At 61.6% G+C, this 20,076-nt stretch carries 16 protein-coding genes; 12 read left to right on the top strand and 4 right to left on the bottom strand.

What is annotated here, in order from left to right:
• Nucleotides 1–130 precede the first annotated feature (130 nt).
• Nucleotides 131–730 (top strand): TetR/AcrR family transcriptional regulator, encoded by a 600-nt coding sequence (locus AAFO90_RS20715; protein WP_347510600.1) that lies wholly within the window; start codon nt 131–133, stop codon nt 728–730.
• Here AAFO90_RS20715 and pcaQ read toward each other — a convergent pair.
• Nucleotides 727–1,641: a pca operon transcription factor PcaQ gene (pcaQ, locus tag AAFO90_RS20710; RefSeq protein ID WP_347510599.1), complete on the bottom strand. Its 915-nt coding sequence runs from the start codon at nt 1,639–1,641 to the stop codon at nt 727–729. The two genes, AAFO90_RS20715 and pcaQ, sit on opposite strands and share 4 nt — an antisense overlap.
• Nucleotides 1,642–1,734: 93 nt before the next feature.
• Between pcaQ and pcaC the strand changes: the two genes are divergently transcribed.
• From pcaC to AAFO90_RS20685, 5 genes are all read left to right on the top strand, one after another.
• A complete protein-coding gene (pcaC, locus tag AAFO90_RS20705) occupies nt 1,735–2,142 on the top strand; it encodes a 4-carboxymuconolactone decarboxylase (protein ID WP_274835098.1) in 408 nt (135 codons plus the stop codon).
• 13 nt (nt 2,143–2,155) lie between these two features.
• The gene (gene pcaH / locus AAFO90_RS20700) at nt 2,156–2,896 is read left to right on the top strand and encodes a protocatechuate 3,4-dioxygenase subunit beta (RefSeq protein WP_347510598.1); all 741 of its coding nucleotides are present in this window, start codon (nt 2,156–2,158) and stop codon (nt 2,894–2,896) included.
• Nucleotides 2,896–3,516, top strand: a complete 621-nt coding sequence (gene pcaG, locus AAFO90_RS20695) for a protocatechuate 3,4-dioxygenase subunit alpha (protein ID WP_347510597.1) — start codon at nt 2,896–2,898, stop codon at nt 3,514–3,516. The genes pcaH and pcaG overlap by 1 nt, the downstream gene beginning before the upstream one ends.
• Before the next feature lie 12 nt (nt 3,517–3,528).
• Nucleotides 3,529–4,359, top strand: coding sequence for a 3-keto-5-aminohexanoate cleavage protein (locus AAFO90_RS20690; protein ID WP_347510596.1), 831 nt, complete (start codon nt 3,529–3,531; stop codon nt 4,357–4,359).
• 320 nt (nt 4,360–4,679) lie between these two features.
• Nucleotides 4,680–5,600, top strand: coding sequence for a CehA/McbA family metallohydrolase (locus tag AAFO90_RS20685; RefSeq protein ID WP_347510595.1), 921 nt, complete (start codon nt 4,680–4,682; stop codon nt 5,598–5,600).
• A 34-nt stretch (nt 5,601–5,634) separates the two neighbouring features.
• Here AAFO90_RS20685 and cueR read toward each other — a convergent pair whose 3' ends face one another.
• Nucleotides 5,635–6,048 carry a Cu(I)-responsive transcriptional regulator gene (cueR, locus tag AAFO90_RS20680; RefSeq protein WP_065273756.1) on the bottom strand — a complete coding sequence of 138 codons (414 nt, stop codon included), beginning with the start codon at nt 6,046–6,048 and terminating at the stop codon, nt 5,635–5,637.
• Between the two features lie 357 nt (nt 6,049–6,405).
• On the opposite strand from cueR, the gene AAFO90_RS20675 reads away from it, so the two are divergent.
• Both AAFO90_RS20675 and AAFO90_RS20670 read left to right on the top strand, forming a co-directional pair.
• A complete protein-coding gene (locus AAFO90_RS20675; RefSeq protein ID WP_065272835.1) occupies nt 6,406–7,521 on the top strand; it encodes an S-(hydroxymethyl)glutathione dehydrogenase/class III alcohol dehydrogenase in 1,116 nt (371 codons plus the stop codon).
• 132 nt (nt 7,522–7,653) lie between these two features.
• Nucleotides 7,654–8,316 carry a GntR family transcriptional regulator gene (locus AAFO90_RS20670; protein ID WP_347510594.1) on the top strand — a complete coding sequence of 221 codons (663 nt, stop codon included), beginning with the start codon at nt 7,654–7,656 and terminating at the stop codon, nt 8,314–8,316.
• 37 nt (nt 8,317–8,353) lie between these two features.
• Here AAFO90_RS20670 and AAFO90_RS20665 read toward each other — a convergent pair whose 3' ends face one another.
• Complete coding sequence (locus tag AAFO90_RS20665) at nt 8,354–9,448, bottom strand: Xaa-Pro peptidase family protein (protein WP_347510593.1); 1,095 nt, start codon at nt 9,446–9,448, stop codon at nt 8,354–8,356.
• Nucleotides 9,449–9,923: 475 nt separating this feature from the next.
• Here AAFO90_RS20665 and AAFO90_RS20660 point away from each other — a divergent pair, with 475 nt between their 5' ends.
• From AAFO90_RS20660 to AAFO90_RS20645, 4 genes are all read left to right on the top strand, one after another.
• Nucleotides 9,924–13,907, top strand: coding sequence for an Ig-like domain-containing protein (locus AAFO90_RS20660; protein ID WP_347510592.1), 3,984 nt, complete (start codon nt 9,924–9,926; stop codon nt 13,905–13,907).
• Nucleotides 13,908–13,994: 87 nt separating this feature from the next.
• Nucleotides 13,995–15,293, top strand: coding sequence for a TolC family protein (locus tag AAFO90_RS20655; protein ID WP_274830193.1), 1,299 nt, complete (start codon nt 13,995–13,997; stop codon nt 15,291–15,293).
• A gap of 140 nt (nt 15,294–15,433) precedes the next feature.
• Nucleotides 15,434–17,734, top strand: coding sequence for an ATP-binding cassette domain-containing protein (locus AAFO90_RS20650; protein WP_347510591.1), 2,301 nt, complete (start codon nt 15,434–15,436; stop codon nt 17,732–17,734).
• Nucleotides 17,731–18,903: an HlyD family type I secretion periplasmic adaptor subunit gene (locus tag AAFO90_RS20645; RefSeq protein ID WP_347510590.1), complete on the top strand. Its 1,173-nt coding sequence runs from the start codon at nt 17,731–17,733 to the stop codon at nt 18,901–18,903. The genes AAFO90_RS20650 and AAFO90_RS20645 overlap by 4 nt, the downstream gene beginning before the upstream one ends.
• A gap of 166 nt (nt 18,904–19,069) precedes the next feature.
• Here the strand turns inward: AAFO90_RS20645 and AAFO90_RS20640 are convergent, their stop codons facing one another.
• Nucleotides 19,070–19,783: a trypsin-like serine protease gene (locus AAFO90_RS20640; RefSeq protein WP_347510589.1), complete on the bottom strand. Its 714-nt coding sequence runs from the start codon at nt 19,781–19,783 to the stop codon at nt 19,070–19,072.
• Between the last annotated feature and the right edge of the window lie 293 nt (nt 19,784–20,076).

Genomic DNA, 20,076 nt, shown 5'->3' with positions numbered 1-20,076 from the left:
GGCGCAAGGCGGACCCAGACCTCATCTGTCAACACAAACCGCTCTTCGTTCATTCAAACCTCCATTTTGGAAGCTTGAATCAGATTTCAGCCAGCTTGGGAATCCTGAATGTCCACAGACCCTAGAACAGATCAGCGCATCCAAAAGCGAAATTCTTGATGCAGCGGCCCATTGTTTCATGACGATGGGCGCCGATTCCGCATCCATCGACGACATCGCGGCCAGCCTTGGATCGACCAAGGGACGGATTTATCATCACTTTCCCTCCAAAGGTGCGCTTTTGGCTGCGGTACAACTGCGCGCCGCACGGTTCACCTATCAGGCGGTCAGCGCAGTGGCCGATGATGCCCTGCCTCCGCAGCTTTGTCTGGAACGGATGGCCCGCGCCCATGTGATGGAGGTGCTGCGCTCCCTGCCCTACCACAAGGTGATTCTCCAAACCTATACCGGCGCGCGCGCCAAAACCTCCAACGCGTTTGAGCTGGGCATGCAGGCGCAGGTGCGAGCAGAGCACCGGCAGTATGCCGAACTCTTCCGCGACCAGATCGCCCGGGGTATCGAGGCAGATATATTCCCCGAGCGCAACCTGACGGTCACGGTTGCCGGGCTGATGCTGATGCTCAATTCCCCGGTCTTCTGGTATCAGCCGGATCGCGGCGCCGGGCAGGAGTTCCGCAACACCATCGCAGACGATCTGGCAGAAATGGCGCTGGCCAGCCTGCGCGCCTAAGCCTCGCAAATCTCCCGCAGGGCTGCACAGAACCGCGCGGCGGCGGCAGAGAGCTGGTGTTCACTGCGGATACACAGCCCCACCGGACCCAGCGTGCTGTCCGTGTTCAGCGGTAGTAATGCCAGCACGCCCTCCTCCAGATCGGCACGCACCACACCATGGCTGATGATCCAGATCGCCCGATGCTTCAGCGTGAACCGGCGCCCAAACGTGGCAGAGACGGTTTCGATCGGGAACCTTGGTACCGTCACCCCCTGCTCCAAAAACATGCGGTCCACCAGCGGCCGGATGATTGACCCTTCCGAGGGCATCAGCACCGGGTAGTCTTCGAACGCCTCACTCGGCACATGCGGCAGCGCCGCCAGCGGATGGTCATGGGCGACCACAGCGACCACCCGTTCGCGGAACAGCGGGTCGAAATCCAGGCCCACCATGTGATCGGGCGCGGGCAGACGTCCCACCACCACGTCCAGATTACCCCGCCGCAGCTGGTCCAGCAGGTATTGATTGTCGCCGGTGCGCACGGAAAACCGACTGTGGCTACCCTCGGTGCGCAGCGCCGCTAGGGCATCCGGCACCACTGTTGCTGACACTGTCGGCAAAGCGCCAATAGCCACCCGTGGCCCTTCTGCCTCGTCCAGCCCCTGCAGCATTGCTACCCCGTCCCGTGCCAGCGCCAGACTGCGCCCGGCGTGGTCGCGAAACATCTCGCCATAGGCGGACAGGCGGATACCGCGCCCGTGCCGCTCGACCAAGGGCTTGCCGACCACGGCCTCCAGTTCCCGCAGGGTGCGGGTCACCGCAGGTTGGGTCATGCCCAATGCCTCGGCCGCCTGGGTGACGCTGTCCTGCCGGGCGACCTCGACGAAGACCTCAAGATGGCGCAACTTCAGCTGTGCAGACAGACGCATACCATTTCCAATATGAAATCATGCAATTCACAGCATTATACAGTCCAATTTAGATATGCGATAGTACACACCATATGAAAGAGGGAGGACCGGATGACCGACAGCCGTTACGATCAGGGCATGACCGTGCGCCGCAGCGTGCTGGGAGATGCGCATGTGGATCGCGCCGAAGCTGCCAAGACCGATATGGACGTGGCCTTTCAGACGCTGATCACCGAAGGCGCCTGGGGCACCGTCTGGGCCTCGGACGGGATCGGCCAGCGCGAACGGTCGATGCTGACGCTCGCCCTGCTGGCGGCGATGGGAAATTTCGAGGAAATCCCGATGCATATCCGCGCCACCGCGCGCACGGGCGCCAGCCGCACCGATGTGATCGAAACGTTTCAGCACGTGGCGATCTACGCCGGGGTGCCGCGCGCCAACCATGCGCTGAAACTGGCCAAACAAACCTATGCGGAAATGGATGCCGAAGCCGCCGCGTCCCCGGCATCCAAGACCTGAGGAGGATAGGACAATGACGAAACCGACACAGAACATGGCTGAATTCTACCAGCGCGACCGCCGCTGGCACCCGCCAGCCTATGACAAGGACTACAAAACCTCGGTGGCGCGCTCGCCCAAGTTTTCGCTGATCAGCCTCGAAAACACGCCGAGCGAAATCACCGGGCCGCGCTTTGGCCACGGCGATCTGGCCCCCACCGACAATGATCTGATCTCGAACTACGCCAAGCCCGGCGAAAGCCCCATTGGCGAACGGATCATCGTGCATGGCCGGGTGCTGGATGAAAACGCCCGACCGGTTCCGAATACTCTGGTGGAAATCTGGCAGGCCAATGCCGGTGGACGCTACCGCCACAAGAAAGACACCTATCTGGCCCCGATCGACCCGAACTTTGGCGGGTGCGGGCGCACCATGACGGATGAGGATGGCTATTACTATTTCCGCACCGTGAAGCCCGGTGCCTACCCGTGGCGCAACTGGGTCAACGACTGGCGCCCGGCGCATATTCACGTTTCGGTCTTTGGCAGCGGTTTTGCCCAGCGCCTGATCACCCAGCTCTATTTCGAGGGTGATCCGCTGATCAAAACCTGTCCCATCGTGGCGACGATCCCGGATCCGGACGCCATCGACCAGCTGATCGCGCGACTGGACCGCAACGGGACCATTCCGCTCGACACCATCGCATACAAATTCGACATCGTGCTGCGCGGTCGTCGTTCGACCCTGTTCGAAAACCGTCTGGAGGGGAACTGATGCAACAGAAGCTTGATTATCTGAAAGAAACCCCGTCGCAAACCGCAGGCCCCTACGTCCATATCGGCCTTGCGCCGGGCGCTGCCGGTTTCCAGATCTACGAACAGGAACTGGGTCAGGACATCGCAGGCCCCAATGCCGCAGGCGAGCGGATCCGGATCGAAGGTCTTGTCATCGACGGCATCGGATCGCCGGTGAAGGACGTGCTGCTGGAGGCTTGGCAGGCCAATGCCGCCGGTGTCTATGCCCATCCCGAACATCCCGGCGAGGTCGAAGAGGGTTTTCGCGGCTGGGGCCGCGTGATCACCAACTTCGAAACCGGTGAATGGGCGTTTGAGACCGTCAAGCCCGGCCCGGTTATGGGCCGCAACGGTCAGATGATGGCGCCGCATATCAACCTCTGGATCGTGGCGCGCGGCATCAATATCGGCCTCAACACTCGCCTTTACTTTGACGACGAGGCCGCAGCCAACGCGACGGACCCGGTGATCAACCTGATCGAGTGGGAGAAACGTCGCGAAACCTTGATCGCCAAGCGCAGCGAACGTGATGGGCAAACGGTTTATCGTTTTGACATTTGCCTGCAAGGTGACGATGAAACCGTATTCTTCGACATCTGAGGAGGGACAGAGTTGAGCAAACCCTGCATTATCTGCGTGGCCATCACCGGCTCAGTGCCGCGCAAAGAACATAACCCGGCGGTGCCGATTACCATCGCCGAGCAGATCGAAAGCACTCAGGAAGCTTTTGAGGCAGGCGCCTCGATCGCCCATTGCCACGTGCGCAACAACGATCAGACGCCGACCTCGGACCCGGAAAAATTCGGCCGTCTGCTGGAAGGGCTGAACAAACACTGCCCCGGCATGATCGTGCAGCTGTCCACTGGTGGCCGCTCCGGCGCAGGCAAGGAACGCGGCGGCATGCTGTCGCTGCGCCCCGACATGGCGTCGCTGTCAGTGGGGTCCAACAACTTCCCCACCCGCGTCTACGAGAACCCGCCGGAGCTGGTCGACTGGCTCGCCTCGGAAATGCGCACCTATGAGGTAAAGCCCGAGATCGAAGCCTTCGACCTCAGCCATATCCATCAGGCGGTGAAGATGAGCCGTGAAGGCGCGATTCCCGGCAAGCTCTATGTGCAATTCGTCATGGGCGTGAAGAACGCGATGCCGGTGGACAAGGAAACCTTTGATTTCTACGTCCAGACGGTCAAACGTCTTGCCCCCGATGCCGAATGGTGCGGCGCGGGCATTGGTCCGGGTCAGATCATGCTGAACGAATGGGCGATTGCCGCAGGCGGTCACACCCGCACGGGTCTCGAAGACAACCTCCGCATTGATCGCAACACCATGGCGCCGTCGAACGCGGCCCTGGTCAAACGCGCGGCTGACCTGTGTGAGAAGTACGAACGCCCCGTTGCCACCTGGCAGCAGGCGCGGGAAATTCTGGAACTGCGCCCGGCCTGAGCCGGGCGCAGCCTGTTCACGCGGAATTGTTCTTGGGGTCTGTTTCTCGCAGGCCCGCTTCAAACCGCCTATACAATACGCAACGGTCCGATCTGATCAGGCCGGACCGTTGCGTCACCTCTGCCGCCCCCCTTGCGGGCCCGGCGTCCTCGGCCTACATCCCCCCTGCGCGCGGCACCCCGTTTCTCTCGAGCCGCTCCTCCCTCGGCGCTGCCTTTTCTTAGGCAGGGGGTTGCCGCGCGCGTTCCTTCTCCTTCTCGTGTCACAAAACCATTGCCAAAGGCCGCTACCAGCCGGGGAACACGGACAGGAGACACCCCATGCTGCACCCCGCTTTTGCCGCCCCCGGAGAGTTTTTCCGCGGCAACCTGCATTGCCATTCCAACAGGTCGGACGGGGTTCTTGACCCAGCAGAGGTCTGCCGCCGCTACAAGGCGGAAGGCTATGATTTCATTGCGCTGACCGATCATTTCGTCGGGCGGTTTGACTATCCCATCACCGACACGCGCGACTTCAGGGACGAGGTCTTCACCACCCTGCCCGGCGCCGAACTGCATTCCGGCGCCATGGAAAACGGTGAGCTGTGGCACATCCTTGCCGTCGGCCTGCCTGCGGATTTTTTGCCGTCCCACTCGCCTGACTTTCACCCCGTCGAAGGCCAGGAAACCGGGCCGCAGATCGCCCGGCGTGCGCGTGAGGCCGGGGCCTTCGTGACCATCGCCCATCCGCACTGGTCGGGCATGACACTGTCGGATGCGCGCAGCATAGAAGCGGCCCACGCGGTGGAGATCTACAACCACACCTGCGCCGTCGGCACCGATCGCGGCGAAGGCGGCCATGTGGCCGATCTCCTGCTCTCTAACGGGCGCGACCTGAACCTTATCGCCACCGATGATGCCCATTTCGCAGGCCCCGACCATTTCGGCGGCTGGGTCATGGTCAAGGCAGAAGCCAACGAACCCGATTTGCTGCTGGAGGCCCTGAAGGACGGAAATTTCTATTCCTCACAAGGCCCCGAGCTGAAGGCCGTAGCACTGAACGATGGGCATATCGACGTGGCCTGCAGCCCGGTGTCCTCGGTCATCGTGCAGGGACATGGCTCTGCCGCAACTCTGCAGCATGGCACCGCGCTGACACAGGCGCGTATTCCGCTCGACCGTCTGAAAGACAGCCCATGGCTGCGGGTTACCGTGATTGACCGGTCTGGCAAGCGGGCCTGGTCCAATCCGATCTGGCGCTGACGCGGATCGCACCGACAACCCGCAGGAACCGGGGCTACTCCGCGCCGGTTTCCTTTGCACAGAATTCGCCGGACAGATCTTTCAGAATTGGACAATCTGGCCGGTTGTCCCCGGCGCAGCAATGCACCAGTTCAGTCAGTGTATCGCGCATCGCCTGCAAATCGGCGATCTTGGCTTCGATCTTGCCGAGATGCTCCTGCGCCAGTTGCTTCACATCGGCGCTGGCGCGGCTTTCATCCTCATAGAGCGCCATCAGCATACGGCAGTCTTCGATGGTAAAGCCCAGAGCCCGCGCCCGCCCCAGAAAGGCCAGCTTATGCAGGTCGGTTTCGGCAAAACTGCGATAGCCGTTGGCGCTGCGCATGGGTTTGATGAGGCCAATGTCCTCGTAATACCGAATGGTTTTGGCAGGCAGCCCTGAGCGGGCTGCAACATCTCCGATATTCATGCTGGTGCCTCCTTCATCCCGGTGTCGCATAGGGCGCTATCGCAGTCATCCCTTTCATCTATAGTCGGTCATCGCCCGTACAAGCACCACCAGACAGGCAGGCGTAAAAGGCATTGCAGATCTTCCCCTCCGAAACGGCCACACAAGCCCGGATGACGCAGAGCTGCACGCAAGCGCCGGTTTTCTACAATACGCCCTCTTGCTGGTGAAAATCCGTGCAACAGGGGTGCTTGCGCCCATAGGGTGGCGAATGTAACGCTGGCGAAAGCAGGGCCAAAAGGTCCGCCAGCGCATGATGCCTCATGCCACAGAACACCCGGCCCGTCGGCCGCCAGACAGAAGCGAAGGAACCCAAACATGATCCGCACCCGTGCCGCCGTTGCCGTTGCTCCCGGCAAACCGCTTGAAATCATGGACGTGAACCTCGAAGGCCCCAAGGCGGGTGAGGTTCTGGTAGAGATCAAGGCCACCGGTCTGTGCCACACCGACGAATTCACCCGCTCGGGCGATGACCCCGAAGGCATCTTCCCCGCCATCCTGGGCCACGAAGGCGCAGGCGTGGTGATCGAAGTCGGCGAAGGCGTCACCAGCCTGGAAGTGGGCGATCACGTGATCCCGCTTTACACACCTGAGTGCCGCGAATGCGAATACTGCCTCAACCCGAAAACCAACCTCTGCCAGTCGATCCGCACGACCCAGGGCGCCGGCCTGCTGCCCGATGGCACCACCCGCTTCTCGATGCTGGATGGCACCCCGATCCATCACTACATGGGCTGCTCGACCTTCGCCAACCACACGGTTGTGCCGGAAATCGCGCTGGCCAAGGTGCGCAAGGACGCACCCTTTGACAAGATTTGCTACATCGGCTGCGGCGTCACTACCGGCATCGGCGCGGTGATCAACACCGCCAAGGTCGAAATCGGCTCCACCGCCATCGTCTTCGGTCTGGGCGGCATCGGCCTCAACGTGATCCAGGGCCTGCGGCTCGCGGGCGCCGACCAGATCGTGGGCGTGGACCTGAACCCCGGCAAGGTGGAGATGGCGACGCATTTTGGCATGACCGATTTCGTCAACCCCGCCGAAGTTGAGGGCGATCTGGTGGCGCATCTGGTCGAACTGACCGGCGGCGGCGCCGATTACACCTTTGACGCCACCGGGAACGTGCAGGTCATGCGTACCGCGCTGGAAGCCGCGCACAAGGGCTGGGGCGAAAGCATCATCATCGGCGTGGCACCTGCCGGTGCCGAGATTTCCACCCGCCCCTTCCAGCTGGTCACCGGCCGCAGCTGGCGCGGCACCGCATTCGGTGGCGCCTCGGGCCGTACCGATGTGCCGAAAATCGTCGACTGGTACATGGACGGCAAGATCGAGATCGACCCGATGATCACCCACAAGCTGTCGCTGGACGAAATCAACCACGGCTTCGACCTGATGCACGAAGGCAAATCCATCCGCGCCGTCGTGGAATTCTGAGACAGGCCAGCCCGGTTACCAATCAGCGCCGCGGGTCCCTTGGGCTCGCGGCGTTTGCTTTGCCGCTTTCACAGCTGAGCAGAAGCCCTGTATAGAGGGGCCGGTTCACCGCAAGACAGATGAGGCAGAGGCGTGAAGTTTCAGGCCACGGATATTTCACAGACAGCCAGCGCCGCGACGGTCATCTTTGACGCGCTGCGCAAGGCCATCATCCAGGGCGATCTTGCCGATGGCGACCCGCTGCGCCAGGAAGAGATCGCCAAGGCGTTTCACACCTCCCGCTTTCCGGTGCGCGAGGCCCTGACCCGGCTGGAACAGCAAGGGCTGGTCAAATCCCAGCGCTACAAGGGCGCGGCGGTCGCCACCTTGTCGATGCAGGAGGCGGGCGAGGTTTTCGATCTGCGGGCCAAGTTGGAAGCCGATGTGATCCGCCAAGCGGTTCCGAATATGACACCGGACACCCTGCAAAGCGCCGAGGCCTGTCTGGAGAAATTTGCCGCCTCGGACGATCCTATGATTTGGGGGCAACTGAACCGCAAATTCCACGGCGCGCTTTATAGCGTCAGCGGCATGCCCTACCACATTCAGGTCATCGAAAACGCCATGGACCGGGTGGACCGCTACCTGCGCGCGCAACTGGTGATGAGCGGCGGCGTCGACCGCAGTACCGAAGAACACCGGGCCATCCTGCAGGCCTGCGCGACAGGAGAGGCGGAGACCGCCGCGCGGCTAACCTTTGCTCATATTCAGGATGCCAAGGCCTCGCTTCAGGCCCAGTTGCAATCCGCCACCTGAAGCACGGGTTCGCCCCCCATTTCCGCGTGGCGCCAGATCAGCCGACGATCATCAGCTCCTTGGGGAACGTGGTCAGCGTGCGGCAGCCGTCCTCGGTTATCAGCACGTCATCCTCGATCCGCACGCCAAACAGGCCCGGCCCGTAAAGACCCGGCTCATTGGTGTAGACCGTGCCGGCGGGCAGCTCCTGATGATTGCCTCGCATGATATAGGGCGCCTCGTGCACATCACGGCCAAGCCCATGCCCGGTCTTGGTGCGGATCCGGTCGGCATAGGGCGAGGCTTCCAGAACGCCGGTCACCACATCATCAATTTCATGCGCCGTGACCCCGGCCCGCGTCACCTCCAGCCCAGCCAGATTGGCGCGCAGCACCGTGTCATACACCGCGCGACCTTCTTCACTGACCTCGCCAACAAAAACGGTGCGGGTAATATCGGCGCAGAAGCCGTCCTTGCGGCCGCCGAAATCGAACAGCAGTGCATCACCGGACTGTACCTTGTAATCGGCGCGCGCGTGCGCGTGGGGGCGCGCGGAATTGTCCCCGGCCGCAACGATAGGAGTAAAGGCCAGGTCGTCGGCGCCTTCGGCAAACAGAGCCTGAATCAGCGCACTTTCGATCTCTTTCTCGGTCTGGCCGACACGCACGCCTTCGAGAACTCGATGCAGCGCACGCTCTGACAGGCTGATAGCCGCCTCAAGCGCAGCGATATCAGCCGCCGTCTTGATCATCCGTAGTCCCGAGATCTGATGTTCGGCATCGATGATTTCGACATCGGGCATCGCCTGTTTCAGCGCGTGATGCACAAAGACCCGCATCACCTGTCCTTCGACGGCCAGCCGGGTCATCGGCAGATGCGCCGCCAGCGCCGCAAAGGCACCGGCATAGCCATCCTGATCGCGCCAATCAAAAACCGCCCCATCAAAGCCGACCTGCTCCCAGGAGCCAAGTTCAAGGTTCGGAACGATCGCGGCCGGTTTGCCTTCGGCGGGTATCACCAGAACGAAAGGTCGTTCATGGCTCATGAAACTGTGACCGAGGGCCCGCGTGAAATTCGGCCCGGGCACCAGTGCGATGGCCTCCACCTTTAGGGCAGCGGCAAGTTGACGGTAGTCAGCCAAGAGTTGCGTCATCGATTTCGGACCTCGCGCGTTGATGATGTCAGACCAGTGGGGTCTGATCGTTGCAGCAATGCCTCCGTGATAACATCGAAAATTTAACATTGGAAACAAGGCGTTCCCCGCTCACCCGTTTTCGGTATCAAACTGCGCCCCCGTCCCCGCCCCTGCATCCTCGCGCCCAGAGACATGAGACCGCCTTGGGACTGCCAACATCCTGCAAACGCCTCACAAAGCCGTTAACCATTTGGTAAGAACTGGCGCAAAAACGCTACAAAGTTTAATAGAATTGAGCCAAATGCGGCGGCAAAGCCACTATTCCCACAGCCTGAAAGAGTTTCATGTTACTTAAAATGTAGACATAAGACCCAAAATTGACGCATTATGCCCACAATAAGGCCGCAAAGACGGCCGTTGGGCAAGACGATACAGGCAATGAACCAGGTGACCCGTTTTGGCGGCGTTATCCGGTCTATAAGCGAGCAAAAAAATGAGTAGTGTTGGATATATTTCCCGCGATATGACGGGAACGACCGTACAGGGTGTGTTTGCTGAAGGTACGCCGGCCCACCTGAACGTTTCTCAAACAAAAGACATTTCCCTGAACCTTGGCCGATCCGCGGTCGAAAGTTACGCACGGCATGGCGCCGATCTGCATATCGTGCTGGCCGATGGCCAGACCCTCGTGCTGGACAACTTCTTCAGTTACGGCGCGACCGGTGGCAAGAACCTGTTCCTCAGCGCCGATGGCCAGTTCATCGAGGTTGTGCTGGAGGACAAGGCCGATGGCATGCTGTTTGCCAGCTACGAAACACTGGACCTCTCCGGGAAATGGAGCGCCTATGACGAGCTGGTGTTCCTGGATGTCGACCGCATCGAACCGGTGATCGCCCCGCTGGCAGCGCCGCTGCTGGGCGGTTTCGGCGCCGCCGGGGTTGCTGCGGCCGGGGTCGTCGGCACCGCCGTGCTGGTCACCGACGACAGCGAAACCGGAACCACTCCGCCGGGCCGGGGCCGCGTGCCCACCGTGGACGATCCTGATGCGGTCTACCCCATCGCAGGCTCGACCAACGATCCGGTCGTCATCACCGGCACAGGCACCCCAGGCTCTGAGGTGCGGGTGCTGATCGGCGATCATACGGAAACAGTGACCATCCGCGATGACGGCACCTGGACGGCGACCATCGCCGTCACCGATCTGCCGCCGGATGGCAACTATGACACTACGGTCGAAGTCACCGACCCGGACGGGAATGATTTCAACCTAGACGGGCCGACGGTGATCATCGACACCACCCCGCCCGAGGCCGAGGTCACTAGCGGCACCCAGTCCACCGGTGATATCGTCAATGCGATCGAGCAAGCCGATGGCCCGGTCATCACCGGCAACGGCGAGCCCGGCGCCCGTCTGAACGTGCGGATCAACAACGTCACCCAGCGCACCACGGTCAACGAAGACGGCACCTGGTCTGTCACCTTTGATCCTGCCGATATTCCCACTGGCGAATACGAGACCGCCGTGCGGATCCGAACCACAGATGAGTTCGGCAACCGCAATACTTATCACGATGTGCTGGTGGTCGACACCATTGCGCCGCCCATCGGCATCGACACCGTCGAAGGCGACGACAACATCAACTTTATCGAAGCCTCCGACGGCGTGCGCCTAACTGGAACGGGAGAGGCTGGCGCCTCGATTTCGGTTGAGTTCCAGGGCGTTACGCGGACCACAACGGTTTCGAATAACGGCACCTGGTCGGTACAATACGGGTCTGGGCAAATCGCTGACGGCATCTATGACAGCACCATCTCGGTGACATCGAGTGATGCCGCAGGCAACAGCGCCACCGAAACCCACACGGTGCATATCGATACGGAAAACCGCGTCACGATCAACACTCAGGTGGGCGATGATCACACCATCAACGCCGCCGAACAAGCCGCAGGCGTAACTCTGACCGGCATGGCCGATCCGGGGGCCACCGTTGTTGTTACCTTCGAAGGTATCAGCCACACAGTCACTGCCGGTGCTGACGGCAGCTGGTCATCGGCTTTCTCCACCGCAGAGATCGGAACCGGCACCTATGATGCTACCGTCTCGGCCGTTGCAACGGACACCACGGGCAACGTCTCGACGGTTACCGAAACCATCGGCGTCGATACAGAAATCTCCGCCACGCTAGATGCACAGCAAACCGGCGACAACATGCTGAGCGCGGCAGAAGTCGCCAATGGCTTTGCCCTCACAGGTACTGCCGATGCCGACGCCACTATCGAAGTAACGCTGGAAGGCGTGACCCGCACGGTTACTGCTGATGCAAACGGCAACTGGCAGGCGGATTTCGCGGGCAATGAGCTGTCGACCGGTGAATACGACGCTGCGATTTCCGTGACGGCGACAGATACAGCTGGAAACAGCGCCACGACAACCGGCAGTCTGCGCGTTGACACCGCCACCTCTGTGACCATCGATTCAAATCAGGTCGGTGGTGATGACGTCATCAACGCACCCGAAGCAGCAGCCGGTGTCACCCTGACCGGCACCGCCGAGGCAGGCGCCTCGGTTGCAGTGACCTTCCAAGGCGCGACCCGCACGGTGACTGCAGATGGCACCGGCGCTTGGAGCGCAGATTTCGCCGCGTCCGAGATCACTGGCGGTGAATATGACGCCCCGGTGACAGCTGTTGCCACAGATGCCGCGGGCAATACCGCCTCCGCTAGCAGCACCCTGCATATCGACACCGAAACCAGTGTCACCCTGAACACCGCCCGTGCAAAAAGCGACGGCATCCTCAACGCCGAGGAAATCGCTGACGGCGTGACCCTCTCCGGCTCCGCCGAAGCCGGGGCCTCGGTCGCAGTGACCTTCCAGGGGCAGACCAAAACCGTCGTTGCCGATGCCGATGGCCAATGGAGCGTGGATTATGCCCCCTCCGAAATCGCAGGCGGCGAATATGATGCCCCGATTTCCGCTACTGCAACAGATATTTACGGTAATACGGCCAGCGCCACCGGCACCCTGCGCATCGATACCGAAACCGCAGTGACAATCGATCCGGGACAGGCAGGCGGTGACAATATCGTTAACGCCACCGAGGCCGAAGCCGGTGTCACCCTGACCGGTGTCGCGGAACCCGGCTCCGAGGTCTCCGTCACCCTTGCCGGTATTACCCGCGCCGCGGTGGTAGATGCCTCCGGAAACTGGAGCGCAACCTTTGAGGCGGGCGCCATCGCCCCCGGCGAATACGACAGTGCCGTGACCGTAGCAGCCACAGATGCAGCCGGAAACACAGCATCGGCGTCTTCAGTCCTGCGGGTGGATACGGTCGCCGGTACGGTCACCCTGTCGCCAGATCCTGTGGAGCTTGACGATATCATCAACGCCACCGAGCGTGCGGACGGTATCGAGATCAGCGGCACCGCCACCCCTGGCCTGCTGGTTACCGTCGGGCTTGGCACCGCCAGCAACCAGGTTGTTGCGGATGTGAACGGTAACTGGAGCACCACTTTCCTGGCGGGTCAGATTCCACAGGGCAACGCAGAACTGCCGATCACTGCCTCCATTGTCGACAGCGCCGGAAATACCGCCAGCGCAACGGATACAGTGGCGCTGGACACGCTGGTCGACCCCTTGACGGTTGCCCCGGACCAGACCGCCGACGATATCATCAACCTCGCCGAACGCGCGGCGAGCGTCACTCTGCAAGGCACCGTGGAACAGGGATCCACCGTTCAAGTCACGATCGCTGGCGTCACCCATGCGGCGACGGTGGATGCTACCGGCAACTGGAGCGCCGATATTGCCGCTGCAGACCTGCCCGAGGGCGACTATACCGCAACCGCAACGATCACCGCGACGGATGGGGCCGGAAACGTCCAGTCCCTGACCGAAAGCTTCACGGTCGACACCAGCTACACTACGCCGGATGTGGATGCCGTGACCTTCTCCAGCAGCGATGTGCGCCGGATCAGTACCGAAGGCGCAACCGACAGCTACACGGTGAATGCCCTTAATAGCGATGGTTCGGTCACAGCCCCGACCGCAAGCGTCGATCAGGACCCGGTGTTCGGAACCGAGTTCACCTTCTCGACCCCAGTGTCGGACGGCACCCATCTGGTGATTACTAGCGAAGATAGCGCTCAGAACGCGTCCAGCACGCTGGTCGTTCTGGAGGACAATGCGACCAACAGCGGCGCGCTGGATCATGCGGGGCTACCGCAGTTCAATATCGATGCTCTGAACCTCGACTATGCTTCCGACGTCTCGCTCAGCCTGACCGAGGCCGACATCAAGGCGCTGTCGGGCAATTCCGACACTCTGACCGTGCATGGCGGGGCGGATGACACGCTGACCGTTGCCAATGCATCGGCCGCAGGCGTCGAGGCCGTCGATGGACAGATCTACAACGTCTACACCGTCGGTGACGATGGCACCAAACTGCTGGTGGACCAGGACGTCAACGTTCTCATCTGACGACATGTTCCGGCGACGGGTTTTCCCTGCCGCCGGAACCAACGACAAGCCGAAAACCGGCGACGCAGAAGAAGGGCAAAGGGCAGGATGCACTTGGGACGATCCGCTGGAGTGATTGCGCTGTTGTGCAGCCTTTCGGCCTGCGCAGAGCAATCGCCGTTCCTGCTGGGCGGCGGAGACGATGCCGTTGCCGGAACCTCCAGCAATTTTGCGCAGACCGAGGGCGAGAACAGCTCCGAGGTGATTTCGGCCCTGATGCAGCGCAAGTCACTGCTGGAACCCAACAGCGTCTATCGCCGGGTTGGGGATGCGGCGATCGAAGCGTCCTCCCGCGCCTCCGAAGCCGAGTTGATCAGCGCCAAACTGCGCGCCGAGGCAAAATCCAAGAACTGGCTGCCCACCATCGGTCCCTCTGTCAGCCTGACGGACCTTGGTGATCTGGTGGCCGGGATCCTGATCGAACAGATCCTATTCGACAATGGCCGCCGCAAGGCAGAACGCGCCTTTGCCGCCGCCGACGTCGAGGTCGCGGCCGTCAATCTGTCAATCGACATCAACACGCGGGTCCAGACTGCAGTTGGTCTATACTCTGCAGGTCTGCGCGGCGACGAAAAGGCCGCTTATCTGGACCGCGCCATCCGCCAGATGAGCGAGTTCCGCCGCATCGTGAAAGGCCGTGTCGATGGCGGGCTGAACGATCAGTCCGATCTCAACGTGGTGGACAGCAAGATCAGCGGGCTGCGCACGGCGCGGGCCACCGCGCAGGACGCCGCCGCCACCGCGCGGGCCGAGCTTCAGGCCATGACCGGTCAAAGGTTCCCGGAAAAGCCTGCCCGTATGGATCTTGGCACCCCGCCGCAACAGACCGCCTTTCTGGACGTGCTGAAAGCCCAAGCCGAAGCCGATCGCGCGATTGCCGAGGCCAAGGCTGGCCGCGCGGGCCTGTTGCCGCAGATCGCTGCTGCCGGGAACGCCACCACCGATGGGTCCGGCGCCGGTCTGACCCTTGATCTGGCGACACCTCTTGGCCTTGGCACGCCTGCCGCACTTAAGGCGCTCGAAGCCAGCAAGGAAGCCGCCCGCCGCACCATTGGCGAGGCCCAGGAAGACGCCCGCCGCACCTATTCCCGGCAGATGCAGCGTCTTGCCTCATATATCCGGCAAGAAAGCGAAACCGCTGCCCTCGCCCGTGCCAGCCGCGAAACCTATAAGCTGTTCAAATCTCAATACGAAGCCGGTCAGCGCCCGGTGATGGAGGTCGTCTCCATCTACGAAGAGCTGATACGCCGCGAACAGGCACATATCGAAGCCAAATACGAAGTCATCCTGATCCAGTTGGAACTGTCGCGGGATATGGGTCTGTTGGCAGATGGGACTAAAATATGATCAGGTTCCCCGGAAAATTCAGAAGACCCAAGAAGGTCGCGAACGCAGAGCCTGCGGCACAGCCGGTGCCGATCTCCCCTGTTCCGGAGCTGTCTGCGTCTCTGTCCCCTCCCCCCTTCACCGCCTCTGCGCCGGAGCCAATGACTGTCAGCCCTGCGCTGGAACCGGCAGCCGACCCGCTGCCGCTGCACCCCGAAGACATGCAGATCGCCGCAACCGGCGCCCCTGACCCCGCGCCGTTGGGCGAGACTGCTGAAGATGCGTCGCTACAGCCGGAGATCGCCCCGGAAAATGCCGATGGTGCCGCCGAACAGGCAACCAAAGCACCGGCCGCCGGTGCTGATGAGCGGATCCGGCACCGGGCCGAGCTGATTTCCACGCTTGCCGCCCTCAAAGGCGCCGAAACTCAGACCAGCGATATTGCCAGCTTCCTCTGGCGCGACGGCAAGGGCGATACCTCGCCCAATGTTCTCGCCAAGGCGCTCGGCTCTGCAGGGCTCAAGGCCCGGCTGCAAAAGACGAAGAAAATCACCCCCGGCCTCTGGCCCGCTCTGGCGATGATGCAAGGCGGGCAATGCGTTTTGGTCCTGGAGCAGACCGGTCAGTTTCTGACCATCTATGACACCAGCTGCCCCGACAATCGCACCGAAGTGCCTCTTGGCGACTTCAGCCCATATTTCACGGGCCAGGTTCTGACTGCCCGTGCCTCCGTGTCGCAAATGGCCGCACGCCATACCCCGCAGCTGGAAAACAGCCATTGGTTCTGGGGCGAATTCCCCAAATATCGCCGCCAGGTGGGCGAAATCATGCTTGGCTCGCTGGTGGCCAACGTGCTTGCCGTCTCGGTCGCGTTGTTTTCGCTGCAGGTCTATGACCGCGTCGTGCCGCACCAATCCCATGCAACGCTGTCGGTTCTCGCCATCGGCGCCTTTCTGGCCATCATGCTGGAGGCGCTTCTGAAAGTGGCCCGTGCTCGGCTGACGGATACCGCAGGCCGCCAGATCGAACTCTCGGTGCAGCACAGTCTGATGCGCCGGATCATCGGCATGCGCTCGGACAAGAAGCCCCTGCCGCCGTCAGGCCTGTTTGCCGCGATGCGCGATTTCGGCTCGGTCCGTGAATTCTTCACCTCCTCGACCATCTCGACGCTGGCCGACATTCCCTTCATCGCGGTGTTCCTGCTGCTGGTTTCCTCGATCGCTGGGCCGATTGTCTGGGTGATCGTGCTGGGCGGGCTGCTGATGCTGCTGCCGGCCTATTTCATGCAGAAACGCATGATCGCCCTCACCCGTCAGACCCAAGGCGCCAATGCCAAGGCCGGGCGCCTGCTGCACGAGGTGGTGACCGAACTCGACACTCTGAAAACCCAGCGCGGCGAGGACCGGGTTCTGCGGCTCTGGGATGAACTGAACGTGCTGTCCTCCCATTCCTCGACCGAGCAGCGCCGCCTGTCCAGCGCCCTCACCTACTGGTCTCAAGGTGTGCAACAGGCCACCTATATCGTCGCCGTGGTGCTGGGCACGCTGATGGTGTTTGCCGGGGAATTCACCGTTGGCACCATCATCGCCACCGGCATCCTGACCAGCCGCACGCTGGCACCGCTGACGCAGTTTGCCGGCACGCTGGCGCGCTGGAGCAACGTCAAGGCCGCCCTCGAAGGGCTGGAGGCTATCGCCACCGCCCCCCAGGAAAACGACAGCCAGCGCAGCTATCTGCGCCGCGATACCCTCACGGGCCGGTTCGACCTGCGCGAAGTGGTATTCCGCTACGATCCCGATGCCGCCCCAACGCTGGACGTGCCTGCTGTAGCGATCCTGCCCGGCCAGCGAGTTGCCATCCTTGGCGTAAACGGCTCCGGCAAATCCACCCTGCTAAAGCTGCTGTCCGGTCTTTACGCACCTGAAAAAGGCCGCGTGATGGTCGATGGCACCGACATCAGCCAGATCGACCCGCGCGATCTGCGCCGCAACATCGGCTATCTCAGCCAGGATGTGCGCCTGATGGCGGGCACCCTGCGCGATAACCTGAACCTTGGCCAGCTGGAACGCGACGACAGCCGCCTGATGGAGGCCCTGGATTTCGCCGGACTCGGCGCCTTTGTGCGCAGCCACCACAAGGGGCTGGATCTGGAAATCGGCGATGGTGGCGGCGGTCTGTCGATCGGCCAGCGCCAGTCCATCGGTTGGGCACGCCTGTGGCTGCAAAACCCTGCGGTTGTCCTGCTGGATGAACCGACGGCGGCGCTGGACCAGACGCTGGAGCGCACCATGGTCAGCCGCCTGGAAAGCTGGCTGGAGGGCCGCACGGCAGTCATCGCGACCCACCGGATGCCGATCCTGTCGCTGACCAACCGGACCCTGATCCTGCAAGCCGGGCGCATGGTCGTGGACGGCCCCCGCGATCAGGTACTTGCCCATCTTGCGGCGGGAGATAAGAAATGACAGCCACCAGCCACTTTGACCTGATGGAAAGCTCGCGCAGTTCAAGCCGGATCATTCATCTGGTTGGGGCGGCGCTGGTGATCTTCCTCACCTGGGCGGCCTTTGCCTCGGTCGATGAAATCGTACGCAGTGAAGGCCAGGTCGTATCCTCGTCCCGGGCGCAGATCGTACAGAACCTCGAAGGCGGCATTCTGGGCGAATTGTTCGTCCGCCAGGGCGACGTGGTGCAGGCCGGTCAGGTGCTGGGCAAGCTGCAGGACACAAAATTCCGTGCTGCCGCTGACGAACTGCAGGAGCAGATCGACGCGCTGGAGATCAAGCAATACCGGCTTGAGGCCGAGATGAGCGGCGCTTTTGAGTTCAGTGTCCCGGCCCATCTGACCCAGCGCTCTCCTGAAATTCTGGCCTCTGAACGCGCGCTGCTGAAGGCGCGCCAGACGGATTTCAACAGCCGCCGGGAAAGCGCGCATGCCATCATGACCCAGCTGAACGAGGAGCTGGAGAACCTGAAACGTCTCTACAAGACCAACATCGTGGCCCTGACCGAGGTCAACAAGGCGCAGAAATCGGCCACCGATGCCGCGGCCAAATACAATGAAATCGGCACCCAGAACGAGCTGGACCTGGCCGAGGAATACTCCGAAGCCCTGCGTAAGCTGGCCTCGCTGCGCCAGGAGCTGCGTCTGGCGCAAGACCAGCTGAACCGAACCATTATCACCGCGCCGATGTCGGGCATCGTCAACAGCCTGGCTGTGACCACCATCGGCGGCGTGGTGCGCCCCGGTGAAGAGATTTTCGAGATCATCCCACTGGGTGAAGAGCTGTTCGTCGAAGCCCGTGTGAATCCCAAAGACATCGCCAGCGTGCAACCCGGCCAGGACGCCACGATCAAACTGTCGGCCTATGACTATACGATCTATGGCGCGCTGAAGGGGAAAGTGGATTTTGTTTCGGCGGATACCTTCGAGGATGATCGCAACCCGCGGGCAGAACCGTTTTACCGGGTGACTGTACGGGTCGACAGATCCGGCTTCACCCAGCGCCAGCAATCCATCGAGATCCGCCCCGGCATGCGCGCAACGGCAGAACTTCAGACCGGCTCCAAGACGGTGCTGAATTACCTTCTCAAACCGCTCTACAAATCACGTGAAGCGTTTCGCGAGCCCTAAGACTGCGGCGCCTTTGCCGCGCATATCTGTATGGATCAAATATTTCGGGACCATCTGTCCCATAGGTGACCTGCCCTAGCCGGTCTTCCCTCTGCGCAAGTCCCGACCTCATTCTGCAGGCGGGCATACGCGAAATTTCTTTTCGCGCGCAGGCACGGATTCCGGATCAACCGGCCCGTTGCATCAATGTCCGCAGCGTGCCGTCCAGAACCGACCCGAGGGACACTCGCCTGGTTCCGATGGCCGCCTTTGATGAAATCACCGACACCAGTCGTGGCGCGTGACCTGCGGTAACCTCGAACACCGGAGAGCCTGAAGCGCCGTAATCAACCCGGCAGGACATCACCAACGTCTGGTGCTGTTTTGCCAGCACCTGGCATCCACGCTCAAGATTGGGTCTGGTCGCCCGGGTATGCGAATAGGACAGAACCCCGACCACATCCCCCCGGTCGGCATGCCACGACAGGTCCAGAGGCCGGATTTCGCGGGCACTGATCGGGCTATTGAGCCGCAGCACCGCCAGATCGCTGCCGATCTGCGCCACGCCGCCGTTGCCGGTCCGGTAACCCGGATGCAGAACCGCCTTGGTTACAGTTCGCGACGCCTTCACCCGTTGTCCGTTCAGGCCAGCTTCAAACTTGATTGTCCTGGGGTCTACCCTGCGCCCTGTTGACGGATCGAACAGGCAATGGGCCGCCGTCAGCACAAGGTTATTCGCAATTAGGGATCCGGTGCACATATTTCGCCCGGCAATATTGAGACGGCCTACGGCCTCCCAGCCCGGCATCGAATTGACGCTTGGACGAAGCTCATCGGCTTCGGCGCCGCCGGACAGCCCGAAAGACAGGCAGACCGCCGCTATCGCAGCTCTTAGTCTCATTGTCATCCACTCCACTTTCCACACCTGCATCCTGTTGGAGGCCTGCGGCTGGAATGCGGCTCAATCTTGCGTGGACTGGACGAAATGATGGACAGAATATGACGCGGTAAACAAACCCTTAACCCCCCGGCTTTTCCCTCTTCAGCATGAACAATTCCTTTGGAAAAGCCTAGGGTCTGTGGACATTCAGGATTCCCAAGCTGGCTGAAATCTGATTCAAGCTTCCAAAATGGAGGTTTGAATGAACGAAGAGCGGTTTGTGTTGACAGATGAGGTCTGGGTCCGCCTTGCGC

The organism is Phaeobacter sp. CAU 1743 (assembly GCF_039839315.1).
GTDB classification, from domain to species: domain Bacteria; phylum Pseudomonadota; class Alphaproteobacteria; order Rhodobacterales; family Rhodobacteraceae; genus Phycobacter; species Phycobacter gallaeciensis_A.
Note: the sequence above shows the minus strand (reverse complement) of the source record. Positions and strands in the feature narration are given on the sequence as shown.

Excerpts from the sequence above, each read along its gene's own strand:
- pcaC (WP_274835098.1), top strand. The coding sequence starts at position 1,735 with ATGACCGACAGCCGTTACGATCAGGGCATGACCGTGCGCCGCAGCGTG.
- pcaG (WP_347510597.1), top strand. The coding sequence starts at position 2,896 with ATGCAACAGAAGCTTGATTATCTGAAAGAAACCCCGTCGCAAACCGCA.
- pcaH (WP_347510598.1), top strand. The coding sequence starts at position 2,156 with ATGACGAAACCGACACAGAACATGGCTGAATTCTACCAGCGCGACCGC.
- AAFO90_RS20640 (WP_347510589.1), bottom strand. The coding sequence starts at position 19,783 with ATGAGACTAAGAGCTGCGATAGCGGCGGTCTGCCTGTCTTTCGGGCTG.
- AAFO90_RS20650 (WP_347510591.1), top strand. The coding sequence starts at position 15,434 with ATGACTGTCAGCCCTGCGCTGGAACCGGCAGCCGACCCGCTGCCGCTG.
- AAFO90_RS20685 (WP_347510595.1), top strand. The coding sequence starts at position 4,680 with ATGCTGCACCCCGCTTTTGCCGCCCCCGGAGAGTTTTTCCGCGGCAAC.
- AAFO90_RS20655 (WP_274830193.1), top strand. The coding sequence starts at position 13,995 with ATGCACTTGGGACGATCCGCTGGAGTGATTGCGCTGTTGTGCAGCCTT.
- AAFO90_RS20645 (WP_347510590.1), top strand. The coding sequence starts at position 17,731 with ATGACAGCCACCAGCCACTTTGACCTGATGGAAAGCTCGCGCAGTTCA.
- AAFO90_RS20675 (WP_065272835.1), top strand. The coding sequence starts at position 6,406 with ATGATCCGCACCCGTGCCGCCGTTGCCGTTGCTCCCGGCAAACCGCTT.
- pcaQ (WP_347510599.1), bottom strand. The coding sequence starts at position 1,641 with ATGCGTCTGTCTGCACAGCTGAAGTTGCGCCATCTTGAGGTCTTCGTC.
- AAFO90_RS20665 (WP_347510593.1), bottom strand. The coding sequence starts at position 9,448 with ATGACGCAACTCTTGGCTGACTACCGTCAACTTGCCGCTGCCCTAAAG.
- cueR (WP_065273756.1), bottom strand. The coding sequence starts at position 6,048 with ATGAATATCGGAGATGTTGCAGCCCGCTCAGGGCTGCCTGCCAAAACC.
- AAFO90_RS20660 (WP_347510592.1), top strand. The coding sequence starts at position 9,924 with ATGAGTAGTGTTGGATATATTTCCCGCGATATGACGGGAACGACCGTA.